This is a genomic window from Kitasatospora sp. NA04385, from assembly GCF_013364235.1.
In the GTDB taxonomy this organism is placed as follows: Bacteria; Actinomycetota; Actinomycetes; order Streptomycetales; family Streptomycetaceae; genus Kitasatospora.
Genome location: NZ_CP054919.1, coordinates 1253905 through 1268320 on the forward strand (window position 1 = coordinate 1253905; position 14416 = coordinate 1268320).

Consider the following 14416-nt stretch of genomic DNA (forward strand, 5'->3'; position numbering starts at 1 on the left):
CCAGCTCTCTCTCAGACGTTCCCGAAGTCGTTGTCGATCAGGGCGAACAGCTCGTCCGCTGTCGCCGTTTCGGTCACCGCGGCGGTGTCGTCCACCGCCCCGGCCGGTGCGGCCCGACCGCCCGCCGCCCGGCCGCCCACCGCCCCGCCGGTGCGCCGGCGCCAGCCGCGCAGCAGCTCGTCCAGCCGTTCGCCGATCCCGTCGCCGTCGCCGTCGGCCGCCGCGGGCGGGGCGGCCGTGAGGAGCGCGGCCAGCCGGTCCAGCTCGGCCAGCAGCGGCGAGGGCGGTGCGGGCGCGGCGGACAGCTCGGCGTCCAGGTGGGCGGCGAGCGCCTCGGGCGTCGGGTGGTCGAAGACCGCCGTCGGCGGGACGGCCAGGCCGGTCGCCTCGCACAGCGCGTTGCGGAACCGCACCGCGAGCATCGAGTCGAAACCGACGTCGGCGAAGGAGCGCTCCGGGCGCACCGGGCCGGTCCCGGGGTGGCCGAGGACCGCGGCCGCGTGCCGGACGACCAGGTCGAGCACCGCCTGGCGGCGGGCCCGCCGGTCCAGCGGGGCCAGCCGGGCGGCCAGCCGGACGGCGGGGGTGCCCCCCTCCCCGTCGCCCCCGTCCTCGTCGCCCGCGGGCTCCGGGGCCACCGGGGTCGGCACCGCCGCGGCGGCGGCCGTCCGGCCCGGGTGGCCAGCCAGTACCGGTCGCGCTGGAAGGGGTACGTGGGCAGCGGGACGGGTGCCGGGCCGCCCGGCCCGGGGTCTCCCGTCCAGGGCGACCAGTCCACCGGGCCGCCGCCGGCCGCCCACGCCTCGGTCAGCGAGGCCAGCAGCCGGTCCCGGCCGCCGTCGCCGCGCCGCAGCGTGCCGACCGCCGCCACCTCCCGCCCGGCCTCCGCCGCCACCTCCTCGATCCCGGCGAGCAGCACCGGGTGCGGGCTGACCTCGACCAGCAGGGTGTGGCCCGCGTCCAGCAGGGTGCGGACCGCCCCGGCGAAGTCGACCGGCTCGCGCAGGTTGCGGTACCAGTAGGCGGCGTCGAGCGACTCCCCGGCGACGGGTTCGCCGGTCACCGTCGAGTAGAGCGGGACGGCCGAGGCGCGGGGCCGGATCCCGCCGAGCGCTTCGCGCAGTTCGTCCTCGACCTCGGCGACCTGGGCCGAGTGGGCCGCGTAGTCCACCGGGATCGCCCTGGCCCGGACGCCCTCCCGCTCGCAGGCCGCGAGCAGGGCGGCCAGCTCCGCGGGCTCCCCGGCGACGACCACGGCGCCGGGGCCGTTCACCGCGGCCACGCAGGCGCGCCCGCCGGCGGGCAGCAGGCCCGCCGCCCGCTCGGCGGAGGCGGCGACCGACACCATGCCGCCGCGGCCCGCCAGCTTCAGCAGCGCCCGGCTGCGCAGCGCCACCACGCGGGCCGCGTCGTCCAGCGACAGCGCTCCGGCGACGCAGGCGGCGGCGATCTCGCCCTGGCTGTGCCCGACGACCGCGTCCGGGGTGACCCCGGTGCCGCGCCAGTGCGCGGCCAGCGCGACCATCACCGCGAAGAGCACCGGCTGGACGACGTCCACCCGGTCGAGCGTCGGCGCTCCGGGCACGCCGCGCAGCACCTCGGTCAGGGACCAGTCGGTGTGCGGGGCGAGCGCCCGTTCGCAGTCGGCGACGGCGGCGGCGAACGCCGCCGAGGCGTCGAGCGCGGCGGCGGCCATGCCGGCCCACTGCGAGCCCTGGCCGGGGAAGACGAAGACCGTGCGGCCGCCGCGCGCCCGGTCCTGCACGGCGCCGGGGCGGCTCTCCGGCCGCGAGGGCGTCCAGCCAGTCGAGCAGCGCGGCGCGGTCGCGGCCGGTGGCGGCCGCCCGGAAGGGCAGGGCGGGCGGGTGGTGGCGAGCGCCCGGGCGGTCGCGGCGGCGCCCGCGCCGGGCTCGTCCCGCAGGTGCTCGCCCAGTCGGCGCGCCTGGCGGCGCAGGGCCGCGGGGTCGTCGCGGAGAGCAGCCACGGGACGGTGGTGCCGGTGTCCCCGGCCGGTCCGCCGTCCGGCCCGCGGGCGGGGGGCGTCGGCGGCGGGCGTCGGGACGTCGGCGGCGGGCGCCTCCTCCAGGACGGCGTGGGCGTTGGTGCCGCTCATGCCGAACGCGGAGACGCCGGCCCGGCGCGGCCGTCCCCCGTCCGGGGCGTCCCAGGGGCGGGCCTGCGCGAGCAGCCGGACGGCGCCGGCCGACCAGTCGACCCGGCTGGACGCCTGCTGCGCGTGCAGGGTGCCGGGGAGCACGCCGTGGCGCAGCGCCAGCACCGTCTTGATCACCCCGGCGACCCCGGCGGCGGCCTGGGTGTGGCCGATGTTGGACTTCAACGAGCCCAGCCAGAGCGGCCGTTCGGCGGGCCGGTCCTGCCCGTAGGTGGCCAGCAGGGCCTGTGCCTCGATCGGGTCGCCGAGCACGGTGCCGGTGCCGTGCGCCTCGACCAGGTCGACGTCGGCGCCGGAGAGCCGGGCGGTGGCCAGCGCGGCCCGGATCACCCGCTGCTGGGCGGGGCCGCTCGGGGCGGTGAGGCCGTTGCTGGCACCGTCCTGGTTCACCGCGGTGCCCCGGACCAGGGCGAGCACCGGGTGCCCGAGGCGGCGGGCGTCGGAGAGGCGCTCCACCAGCAGGACGCCCACCCCTTCGCCCCACCCGGTGCCGTTCGCCCCTTCGGCGAAGGAGCGGCAGCGGCCGTCGGGCGAGAGCCCCTGCTGGCGGCTGAACTCGACGAAGACGTCCGGGCTGGCCATCACCGCGGCGCCGCCGACCAGGGCGAACGAGCAGTCGCCGGCCCGCAGCGCCTGGCCGGCCAGGTGCAGGGCGACCAGCGAGGACGAGCAGGCCGTCTCCACCGTCACGGCGGGGCCGCCGAGACCGAGGGTGTAGGCGATCCGGCCGGAGGCGACGCTGGTGACCGTGCCGCTGAGCAGGTGGCCCTCGACCTCGTCGGACGGGTCCTGCGGGCCGGTGCCGTAGCCCTGGGCGGCGACGCCGACGTAGACGCCGCCCTCGCTGCCGCGGACCGACGCGGGGTCGAGTCCGGCCCGCTCCAGCGCCTCCCAGCTGGTCTCCAGCAGCAGCCGCTGCTGCGGGTCCATGGCCAGCGCCTCGCGCGGCGAGATGCCGAAGAACTCGGCGTCGAACTCGGCCGCCCCGTCCAGGAACCCGCCGCCGGTGGTGTAAAAGGTGCCGGGGTGCAGGGGGTCCGGGTCGTAGAGGGTCTCCAGCGGCCAGCCCCGGTCGGTGGGCAGCGCGGCGACCGCGTCCACGCCGTCGGCCACCAGCCGCCACAGGTCCTCGGGCGAGCGGACGCCGCCCGGGAACCGGCAGGCCATCGAGACGATCGCCAGCGGTTCGTCGGCCGCCGCGGGGCCGGAAGCGGTCGCCCGGTCGGCGGCGGTCGCGGGGCCGGTGGCGGTCGCGCCGTCGTCGTCCGGGGCCGGGCCGGCCAGCCCGGCGAAGAGGTGCGCGGCGAGGGCGTCCGCCGTCGGGTGGTCGAAGACGGAGGTGAGCGCGAGCGGCAGGGCGGTGGCCGCGACCAGCCGGTTGCGGAGCTCGACGGCGGTGAGCGAGTCGAAGCCCGCCTCGCGGAACGGGCGGTCGGCCGCGAGGCCGACGGCCGACTCGTGGCCCAGCACGGCGGCCGCCTCGCTCCGGACCAGCTCGGTCAGCAGCTTGCGGCCCTCGGGCCCGGAGAGCCGGCGCAGCCGGTCCGGCCACGACGGGCCGCCGCCCGCGCCGGGCCCGGTGGGGCGGCGGGGCCGCCGTCCGCCGTCCGGGACTCCTCGGCGGCGGGCAGGCCGCGCAGCAGCGCGCTGTCCCGGACCGAGCCGAAGGTGGGCGCGAAGCGGCTCCAGTCCAGTTCGGCGACGACCGTCTCGCCCTCGTCCAGGGCCAGGGCCAGGCCGAGCGCGGCGAGCGCCACCGCGGGGTCCATCGGCACCAGGCCGTGGCGGCGCAGGCCGTCGCCGACGGCGCCCTCGGCCATGCCCGCACCGGCCCAGGGGCCCCAGGCCACCGAGGTCGCCGGCCGGCCCCGGCCGCGCCGCGCCGCGGCGAGGCCGTCCAGGTAGGCGTTGGCCGCCGCGTACGCGCCCTGGCCGCCGCTGCCCCAGGTGGCCGAGATCGAGGAGAACAGCACGAAGGCGTCCAGCGGGCGGCCTTCGAACAGGGCGTCGAGGTGGGCCGCGCCGCGCGCCTTGGCCGCCGTCCGCCGGGCCAGTTCCTCCGGTGTGCAGTGCGCCAGCGCGGTGTCCGAGGTGAGTCCCGCCGCGTGCACCACGGCCCGGACGGTGTCGCCCTGCTCGTGCAGCCGCTCCAGGACCCGTTCCAGCGCGGTGCGGTCGGCGACGTCGCAGGCCAGCAGGGTGCTCCGGGCGCCGAGCGCCGCCAGGGCGTCGGCCAGCGCTCCGGCTCCCGGGGCCGCGGGGCCCCGGCGGCTGAGCAGGACCAGGTGGTCCGCGCCGCGCTCGGCGAGCCAGCGCGCCACCTGGGCGCCGAGACCGCCGGTACCGCCGGTGACCAGGACGGTGCCGCGCGGCGTCCACGGTGCGGGCGCGGGCGTCGNGGGCTCGGGCGCGGGGAGGAGCCGGCGGCCCAGCGGGCGCGGCGCCCGGACGGCCACCTGGTCCTCGCCGTCCAGTCCGGCCAGCACCGCGCACAGCCCGTCCGCGGCGGGGCCGTCCAGCAGCTCCGGCAGGTCGACCAGGCCGCCCCAGCGCTGCGGGTGCTCCAGGGCCGCCACCCGGCCCAGGCCCCACACCTGGGCCTGCTCGGGGCGGACCCGCTCGGTGCCGTGGGCCGCGACCGCGCCCCGGGTGGCGCACCACAGGGGGGCGTCGGTGCCGCTCTCGCCCAGGGCCTGGAGCAGCAGCAGGGTGCCGGTCAGCCCGGCGTCCGGCGTCCGCGGGCCCCCGGCCAGCGCGAGCAGCGACAGGACGCCCGCCAGGGTGCCGAACTCGGGCAGCAGCGCGGCCAGTTCGGCGCGCTCGACGGCGGCGGCGACCCGGATCACGACCACGTCGGCGCCGTGTCCGGCGAGGGCCTGCTCGCAGGCCAGCGCGGTGTCCTCGGCGCCGGGCCCGTCCGGGACGACGAGCAGCCAGCGGCCGGCCAGCCGGGCCCCGGCGGGCACGGCGAGCGGCTCCCACCCGATCCGGTAGCGGTGCGGTCCGGCGGCGGCGGGGCCCCTCGGCGGGCGCGCCAGGCGGGGGGGCCGGGTCGGCCGCGGCCTCCGGCCAGAAGCGCCGGCGCTGGAAGGCGTAGGTGGGCAGGTCGACCCGCCGCACGTCGGCGCCGCTCCAGCCCGCCGACCAGTCCACCGCCACGCCGCGCAGGTGCAGCGCGGCGAGCGCGGTGCGGACGGCGTCCGACTCGCCCCGGTCACCGCGCAGCAGCGGCACCGCCCCGGGGCCGCCGGTGGTGTCGGTGGTGTCGGGTTCGGGGTCGGGGAGGCAGGCGTGGAGCATGCCGGACAGCACGCCGCCCGGTCCGAGTTCGAGGTAGGTGGTCGCGCCCTCGGCCCGCAGCCGGCGGGCCCCGTCCAGGAAGCGCACGGTGCCCCGGGCGTGGCGCACCCAGTGGTCGGGGGAGCGGAGTTCCGCGGCCGTGGCCGTGCACCCGGTCAGGTTGGAGACGATCTCGATGCCGGGCGCGCGGTAGGTCAGCGACTCGGCCACCTCCCGGAAGGCGTCGAGCATGCCGTCCATCCGGGCGGAGTGGAAGGCGTGGCTCACGCTCAGCCGCCGGGTGCGCCGGCCGCGGGCGCGGAACGCCCCGGCCAGGCGCCGCACCGCGTCCTCGTCGCCGGAGAGGACCACGGAGGCGGGCCCGTTGACGGCGGCGACGTCCACCGCGCCCGGGTCCTGGTCCGCCAGGGCCCGGCGCACCTCCTCCTCGCCGGCCTCCACCGCCACCATCGCCCCGCCGCCGGGCAGGTCGTCCATCAGCCGGCCCCGGGCGGTGACCAGCGCGCAGGCGTCGGGCAGGTCCAGCACGCCCGCCGCGTGGGCGGCGGCGAGTTCGCCGACGGAGTGCCCCATCAGCAGGTCGGGCCGCACGCCCCAGTGCCGCACCAGCCGGAACAGCGCCGTCTCCAGGGCGAACAGCGCGGGCTGGGTGTACCGGGTGCGGTCGAGCAGTTCCGCGCCGGGGGTGCCGGGCTCGGCGAACAGCAGGTCGCGCAGGTTGAGGTCGAGGTGCGGGTCCAGGCCGGTCAGCACCTCGTCGAGGGCGTCGGCGAACACCGGGTCCTCGCGGTAGAGCTCGGCTCCGGCTCCGGCCCGCTGGCTGCCCTGCCCCGGGAAGAGGAAGGCGGTCCGGCCGGGGCGCACGCCGCCGCCGGTGAGCAGCGGGCCCGCCGTCGCGCCGCGGGCGAGCGCGGTGAGCGAGCGCCGGACGGACGCCCGGTCCCGGCCGAGGACGGCGGCCCGGTGTTCGAGCGGGGCCCGTCCCGCGGCGAGCGAGTAGGCGACGTCCACCAGTTCGACGTCCGGGTCGGCGTCGAGCCGGTCCCGCAGCCGGTCAGCCTGGGCCCGCAGGGCCTCCGGGGTCCGGGCCGAGAGCAGCAGCGGCACGGGCGGGCCGGTCCGGCGGGCGGTGGGGGTGGCGGTGACCGCCGCGAGGGCCATCGGGGCGGCGGCCGGGGCGGCGGCGCTCTCCCCGGCGGGGGCGGCCGGGGTGTCGGTCCGGTCCAGCGCGGGCACGGCGGCGAGGGCGGGCGCCTGCTCGATGATCGCGTGCGCGTTGGTGCCGCTGATGCCGAACGAGGACACGCCCGCCCGGCGCGGGCCCCCGGTCTCCGGCCACGGGGTGTGCGCGGTGAGCAGGCGGACGCCGCCGTCGGACCAGTCGACGTGCGGGTTGGGCGTCCCGGCGTGCAGGGTCCCGGGGAGTTCGCCGTGCCGGATGGCCAGCACCATCTTCATCACCCCGGCCACTCCGGCCGCCGCCTGGGTGTGCCCGATGTTCGACTTCACCGAGCCGAGCCACAGCGGGCGGTCGGCCGGGCGCTGCGGTCCGTGGACGGCCTGGAGCGCCTGGGCCTCGATCGGGTCGCCGAGCCTGGTGCCGGTGCCGTGCGCCTCGACCGCGTCGATCTGGGCGGGGTCCAGCGCGGCGTCGGCCAGGGCGGCGCGGATGACCTGCTGCTGGGACGGGCCGTTGGGGGCGGTCAGCCCGTTGCTGGCGCCGTCCTGGTTCACGGCGGTGCCGGTGACCAGCGCGAGCACGGGGTGGCCGTGGCGCAGGGCGTCACTGTGGCGCTCCAGCAGCAGCACTCCGGCGCCCTCGCCCCAGCCGGTGCCGTCCGCGTCCGCCGAGAACGCCTTGCACCGGCCGTCGGCGGCGAGCCCGCGCTGACGGCTGAACTCCACAAAGAGCCGCGGGGTGCTCATCACCGTCACCCCGCCCGCGAGGGCCTGTTCGCAGTCGCCGCGCCGCAGCGCCTGGACGGCCAGGTGCAGGGCCACCAGCGACGAGGAGCACGCGGTGTCGACGGTGAGCGAGGGCCCCTGGAGGCCGAGGACGTAGGACAGCCGCCCCGACAGCACGCTGGCCGTGTTCCCGGTCAGCAGGTGGCCCTCGGACACCCCTTCGGCGCCCTCCAGCAGCGCGGAGTAGTCCTGGCCGTTGGTCCCGATGTAGACGCCGACCTGACGGTCCTTCAGCGCGGTCGGGTCCTGCCCGGCGCCCTCGACCGCCTCCCAGGCGGTCTCCAGCAGCAGCCGCTGCTGCGGGTCCATGGCCAGCGCCTCGCGCGGCGAGATGCCGAAGAACTCGGCGTCGAACTCGGCCGCGTCGTGCAGGAAGCCGCCCTGCCTGCTGTACGTGGTGCCGACCCGGTCGGGGTCGGGGTCGTACAGCCCCTCGGTGTCCCAGCCCCGGTTCGACGGCCAGTCGCCGACGGCGTCGGTGCCCGCGGAGAGCAGCTGCCAGAAGTCCTCGGGCCGGGCGACCCCGCCGGGGAAACGGCAACCCATGCCGACGATCGCGATCGGCTCGTGGCCGACCGGGCCGGCGGCGTCCGCCGGGTCCGGAGCGGCGCCCGAATCCGGAGCGGCGCCCGGGTCCAGGGCCGCGAGCAGCCGGTCGGCCAGGGCCGACGGGGTGGGGTGGTCGAAGAGGACGGTGGCGGGCAGGGCCAGCCCGGTGGCGGCGGCGAGCCGGTTGCGCAGCTCCACCGCCATCAGGGAGTCGAAGCCGAGCGCGGAGAACGCCCGCCCGGGCTGGACCGTGTCGACGCCGGGGTGGCGCAGGACCGTCGCGGCGTGGGCGCGGACCAGTTCGGTGAGGGCCCTGACCCGGTCCTCGGGGCGCGGCAGCGCGGCGATCCGCTGCCGCAGGGTGTCGGCGCCGCCGTCGCCCTCCGGGGCCGCCGGCGGTGCGGCGCCCTCCGGGGCGGGCCCGGCCGCCGCCGGGTCCGGCATCCCGTCGAGCAGGGCGGCGGACCGCAGGCCGATGCCCGTGGTGAAGCGCTTCCAGTCGACGTCGGCGACCACGACCAGCGCGTCGTCCGCCTCCAGGGCCCGGCCGATCGCGGTGACGGCCGTCTCGGGCTCCATCACCGGCAGGCCGAGGCCCCGCAGCCGGTCGGCGACGCCGTCCGCCAGCAGGCCCGGACCGGCCCAGGCGCCCCAGGCCACGGACGTGCCGGGCAGTCCGGCGGCCCGGCGTTCGGCGACGAGGGCGTCGACGGCCGCGTTGGCGGCGGCGTAGTTGCCCTGCCCGGCGTTGCCCACCACGCCCATCAGCGAGGAGAACACCACGAAGGCCGACAGGTCGAGACCCGCGGTGGCCTCGTGCAGGTTCCGGGCGGCGGTCAGCTTGGCGCGCAGCACCCCGGCGAGCCGCCCGGGGTCCAGCGCGTCGAGCACGCCGTCGTCCAGGACGCCCGCCGCGTGGACGACCGCGGACAGCGGGTGCCGCGCCGGGACGTCGGCGAGCAGCGCCGCCAGGGCCGCCGGGTCGGCGACGTCGCACGCCGCGAGGACCGCCTCGGTGCCCAGCTCCGCCAGTTCCGCCCGCAGCGCCTCCGCCCCGGGGGCGTCGGCACCGCGCCGGCTGACCAGCAGCAGCCGCTCCGCGCCCCGGCCCGCGAGCCAGCGCGCCGTGTGCGAGCCGACGCCGCCGGTGCCGCCGGTGACCAGGACGGTGCCCCGCCAGCGCGCCCGGACGTCCGGGGCGGACGTCCGGGCCTTCGGCGGCGCGGGCCGCAGGCGGCGCCCGTGCACCCCGGTGGAGCGGACCGCCACCTGCTCCTCGTCGGCCGCGGCCCCCGTGAGGACCGCGCACAGCCGGCGGGCGGCCCGGGCGTCCAGCACCTCGGGCAGGTCGACCAGGCCGCCCCGGCGGTGCGGGTGCTCCAGCGCCAGGGTCCGGCCCAGGGCGGCGGAGGCGGCCTGGCCGACGGGTCCGGGCCGCTCCGCGCCGCCCAGCACCGCCAGTCCCTTCGTCAGGATCCAGAGCCGGGCCCCGCTGCCCGCGTCCTCCAGCGCCTGGGCCAGCGCGAGGGTCAGCGCCGGGCCACCGGGCAGGTCGGGGTGCGCGGGGTGGGGGCGCTCCTCCCAGGACAGCAGGGACAGCACCCCGGCGATCGGCTGCTCCCCGGCGGTCTCCGTGAGCAGCGCGGCCAGCTGCTCGCGGGTCGCGCCCGGATCGGCGACGACGCACGGCAGGAGGTCGGCCCCGGCCTCGGCGAGGGCGTCCAGGACGGCCGCCGCCTCGCCGCCCTCGGGACGCAGGGCGAGCCAGCGGCCGGGGAGGCCGTCCCTCGGCGCGACCGACAGGGGCGCCCAGGCGACCTGGTAGCGCCAGGAATCCGCCTTCCGCTCGCGGTTCTGGACGGAGCGCCAGGCCGCCAGCGCGGGCAGGACCTCGTCCAGGGCGGCCCGGCCGACCCCGAGGACCTCGGCGAGCCGGGCGGGGTCCGCCAGCTCCGGGTCGTCCCAGCGGTCCTCGGCGGGCGCGGCCGGGACGGCGGCGGGGGCCGTCAGCCAGTAGCGGGTGCGCTGGAAGGCGTACGTCGGCAGCTCGACCCGCCGCGCGCCGGGGAACGCCACCGACCAGTCCACCCCGAGCCCGCGCTCCCAGCCGCGGCCGACCGCACGCAGCACCTGGGCCGGGCCGCCCTCGCCCCGGCGCAGCGTCCCCAGCACCACGGCGTCCACGCCCGCGGCCGCCACCGACTCCCCCACCGCCACGCCCAGCACCGGGTGCGGGCTGGACTCGATGAAGAAGCGGTGCCCGGCCGCGAGGAGCGCGCCGGTCGCCCGCTCGAACTCGACGGTCTGCCGCAGATTCCGGTACCAGTACGCGGCGTCCAGCGCCTTCGTGTCCAGCAGGCCGCCGGTCACGCTGGAGTAGAACGGCACCGCACCCGACAGCGGCACGATGCCCTCCAGGTCGGCGAGCAGCCGCTCCCGGACCTCCTCCACGTGCGCGGAGTGGGACGCGTAGTCGACCTCGATCAACCGCGCCCGCACGCCCTCCCCCACCAACTCCGCCACCAACCCGGCCACCGCGTCCGCATCACCCGACACCACCGTCGAAGACGGACCGTTCACCGCCGCCACCGACAACCGCTCCCCGATCCGCTCCCGCACCACCTCCACCGGCAGCGGCACCGACGCCATCCCCCCGCGCCCCGCCAACGCCCCCACCGCCCGCGAACGCAACGCCACCACCCGCGCGCCATCGTCCAGGCTCAGACCACCCGCCACGCACGCCGCCGCGACTTCGCCCTGGGAGTGGCCGACCACCGCGTCGACCGCGACGCCGAACGAGCGCCAGACCTCCGCGAGCGACACCATCACCGCCCACAGCACCGGCTGCACCGCATCCACCCGAGCGAGCAGTTCCTCCGAGCCCAGCACCTCGGCCAACGACCACTCCACGTAAGGCGCCAGTGCCCGTTCGCACTCCGCCATCCGCGCCGCGAACACCCCCGACTCGGCCAGCAGCTCGACGGCCATCCCCACCCACTGCGACCCCTGGCCCGGGAACACCAGCACCGAACGGCCGGAGACCGGTTCGCCGTCGGCCGCCGCGCTGCCCCGCGCCAGCGCGGTCAGGCCGTCGAGCAGGTCGCTCCGGTCGTCGCCCACCAGCACCGCGCGGTGTCCGAAGGCGGCACGCCCCACCGCCAGCGAGTAGCCCACGTCCGCCGGGTCGAGGCCGGGCTCCGCCGCCACCCGCCCGTGCAGCGCCGCCGCCTGCGCGCGCAGCGCCGCCGGGGTGCGGGCCGACAGCGGCCACACCACCGTGGCGGGACGCGGGGCGTCCGGCACCGCCTCGGCCGGGGCCTGTTCGAGGATCACGTGGGCGTTGGTGCCGCTGATGCCGAACGAGGACACGCCCGCCCGGCGCGGACGGCCCGTCTCGTCCCAGCTGCGGGATTCGGTCAGCAGCCGACCGGCGCCCGCCGACCAGTCCACCTCCGGTGTCGGGCCGTCCACGTGCAGCGTCCTGGGCATCACGCCGTGCCGCATCGCCAGCACCGACTTGATCACCCCGCCGACGCCCGCCGCGGCCTGGGAGTGGCCGATGTTGGACTTCAACGAGCCGATCCACACCGGCCGTTCGGCGGGCCGGTCCTGCCCGTAGGTGGCCAGCAGCGCCTGCGCCTCGATCGGATCGCCCAGACGCGTCCCCGTACCGTGCGCCTCCACCACGTCCACATCGGCGGCCGTCAGCCCGGCGTCCGCCAGCGCCGCCCGGATCACCCGCTGCTGCGACGGACCGTTCGGCGCCGTCAGACCGTTGCTCGCGCCGTCCTGGTTCACCGCCGAACCGCGCACCACCGCCAGCACCGGGTGCCCGTGGCGCCGCGCGTCCGACAGCCGCTCCAGCAGCAGCATGCCCACGCCCTCGGCCAGGCCGAAGCCGTCGGCGGCGGCCGCGAACGCCTTGCAGCGGCCGTCCGGGGCGAGTCCGCCCTGCCGGCTGAACTCCACCAGCATGCCGACCGTGGACATCACGGTCGCGCCGCCGGCCAGCGCGAGCGAGCACTCGCCGGAACACAGCGCCCGGACCGCGAGGTGCAGGGCCACCAGCGAGGACGAGCAGGCCGTGTCCACGGTCACCGCGGCCCCCTCCAGGCCGAGGGTGTAGGCCAGGCGGCCCGACGCGACGCTCCCGGTGTTGCCGGTCAGCAGGTGGCCGCCCTCGTCGGCGCCCTGTTCGAGGGCGGGGCCGTAGTCCATGGTCATCGCCCCGACGTAGACGCCCGTCGGGGTCCGCCGCAGGGTGGACGGGTCGATCCCGGCCCGTTCCAGCGCCTCCCAGGTGGTCTCCAGCAGCAGCCGCTGCTGCGGGTCCATGGCGAGCGCCTCGCGCGGCGAGATCCCGAAGAACTCGGCGTCGAACTCGGCCGCTCCGGCGAGCGAACCCGCCTCCCGCTGGTAGTAGCGGCCCGGGGTGCCCGGTGCGGGGTCGTACCGTCCGGCGGTGTCCCAGCCGCGGTCGCCGGGCAGCGCGGAGACGGCGTCGGCGCCCGCCGACACCAGGTCCCAGAGTCCGTCGGGGCTGTCGACGCCGCCGGGGTAGCGGCAGCCCATGCCGACGATCACCACGGGGTCGTCGGCCGCGGCCCGTCGCACCGGCCGGGCCGGGGCCGTGCTCCGGTCGGGCCGGTCGCCGCCGATCCGGTCGCAGAGGTGGTCGGCCAGCGCCGACGGGGTCGGGCAGTCGAAGATCGCCGTCGCCGGGATGCGCAGCGCCGTCGCCGCGCTCAGCCGGTTGCGCAGCTCCACGGCGGTGACGGAGTCGAACCCCAGGTCGAGGAAGGCCAGGTCGGCGGGGACCGGTTCGGACCGGCCGGTCAGGGCGGCGATCTCCTCGTCCACCAGCCGTACCAGGGCGGCGCGGCGCTCCGTCGCGTCCAGAGCGGCCAGCCGCGCGCGGAACGCGCGACCGGCGTCCCGGCCGCCGTCCGCGTCGCCGTCCGCGTCGGCGGGCCCGTCCGCGCCCGCCGGGGCGGGGGCCGCGAACGCCGCCAGGACGGCAACCGGCAGCTCCCGGAGCCGGGCGGGCCGCTCGACGGGCTCCGCGTCCGGCTCCGCCTCCGCCTGCGCCTGGGGTTCCGGGGTGACGCCGTGCACGTACAGGTCGCCGAGCGAGGTCAGGAAGCGGCGCGGACCGCCCTGGTTCCGGTGCAGCGTGCCGAGGACGGCGGCCCGCGCGCCGCGTTCCTCCGCGCAGTCGGTGAGGGCGGAGGTCAGCACGGGGTGCGGGCTGACCTCCAGCAGGACGTCGTACCCGTCCCGCAGCAGGGCCCCGGCCGCCTGGTGGAACCTGACCGGGTTGCGCAGGTTGCGGCACCAGTAGTCGGCGTCCAGGACCGGGGCGTCCAGCCGTTCCCCGGTCAGGCCGGAGTAGTAGGGCAGTTGCGCCGGGCGGGGCCGGACCGGGGCGAGGTCGGCGCGCATCCGGGGGACGATCGCGTCGATGTGCGGGGAGTGGGCGGCCAGGCCCACCGCGATCCGCCGCGCGTGCACCCCGGCCGAGGCCAGGTCGGCGAGGAGTTCGGCCGCGGCGTCACGGTCGCCGGAGACGATCACGGACCGGGGGCCGTTGTGCGCGGCGACGACCAGGCGGCCGTCCCAGCGGCGCAGCCGGGGCTCGACCTCCCCGGCCGGGGCCATCACGGAGACCATGTCGCCCCGCCCGGCCAGGGTGGCCTGGGCCTGGCTCCAGCGGGCGACCACCCGCGCGGCGTCGTCCAGGGACAGCGCGCCGCCGACCGCGGCGGCGGTGATCTCGCCGACGCTGTGCCCGAGCACGGCGGCCGGTTGCACGCCGTGGGAGCGCCACAGTTCGGCGAGCGACACCGTCACGGCGAACAGCAGGGGCTGCACCACGTCGGCCCGGTCCCCGGCGGGCGCGCCGGGCGCGTCCGGGTCGCGGAGCACGTCGATCGGCGACCAGTCGACGAACGGTTCCAGGGCCTGCGCGCAGGCGTCCATCCGGTCGCGGAACACCGCGGAGGCGTCCAACAGGTCCACCGCCATCCGGGGCCACTGGGCGCCCTGGCCGGGGAACACGAAGGCGACCCGGCGGCCCGGCGTCGCGGGGCCCTCCGCCAGACCGGGCGTGCTCCGGCCGTCGGCGAGCGCGTCCAGCCGGCGCAGGAACCCGTCCCGGTCGTCGGCCACCAGCGCGGCCCGCCGGTCCCCTTCGGCGGCGGTGCGCGCGAGGACGGGCGCGAGGTCCCGGGGGCTCCAGTCGTCACGACCGGCCAGGTACCCGTGCAGGCCGCGGGCTCCGGCCGCCAGCGACTGCCTGCCGCGGCCGGCCAGTGTCCACAGCAGCGGTGCTTCCGTACCGTCGGGGTGCGCCATCGTGTCTTCGGACTCCTTCGCGGCGAGCGGGACCACCAGTCGCCGGACCGTGGCGGGCGCCCGCTCTCGCGGGTC

General features: G+C 78.5%; 2 protein-coding genes and 2 pseudogenes. All 4 read right to left on the bottom strand.

All coding sequences use genetic code 11. The features are described 5' to 3' along the window. Positions 1-11: 11 nt before the first annotated feature. Positions 12-800, bottom strand: coding sequence for an acyl carrier protein (locus HUT16_RS39670; protein WP_368662735.1), 789 nt, complete (start codon positions 798-800; stop codon positions 12-14). Positions 801-859: 59 nt separating this feature from the next. After that, positions 860-3643 (bottom strand): annotated as a pseudogene (locus HUT16_RS37900) (beta-ketoacyl synthase N-terminal-like domain-containing protein); the annotation flags it as partial. Between the two features lie 29 nt (positions 3644-3672). After that, a complete protein-coding gene (locus HUT16_RS39675) occupies positions 3673-5391 on the bottom strand; it encodes a beta-ketoacyl reductase (protein WP_368662736.1) in 1719 nt (572 codons plus the stop codon). Continuing rightward, positions 5387-14341 (bottom strand): annotated as a pseudogene (locus HUT16_RS37910) (type I polyketide synthase); the annotation flags it as partial. The pseudogene HUT16_RS37910 and the gene HUT16_RS39675, both read right to left, overlap by 5 nt. Between the last annotated feature and the right edge of the window lie 75 nt (positions 14342-14416).